Consider the following 248-nt stretch of genomic DNA (forward strand, 5'->3'; position numbering starts at 1 on the left):
CTATATCATAGCCTTGCTCCGTGCTTCATATGGAGACATCATGAACCGTGACTTGCAGGTACAGTACCTATGCTCATTTGCATCAGAGATGTATCCGGGAGTTCATTTGTCTGAGACGGCAGTGTCCAGATTCCTTGTGGAGATAGGCAAGGCATACTCCCTTATCTGTGAGTTCATGCGCAATAGAGTGAATACATTTACCGGCGGTAACATGGTCATTGACGGCATGCTCAAGGACTACAATGCCA

General features: G+C 46.8%; 1 protein-coding gene. It reads left to right on the forward strand.

Features of this window, described 5'->3' with window-relative positions:
• Positions 1-248 (forward strand): hypothetical protein (locus LDN30_RS16325; protein ID WP_223930259.1); only part of this gene is annotated, 248 nt, incomplete at both ends.

Origin of the sequence: Prevotella lacticifex (assembly GCF_019973375.1) — a bacterium.
GTDB lineage: Bacteria > Bacteroidota > Bacteroidia > Bacteroidales > Bacteroidaceae > Prevotella > Prevotella lacticifex.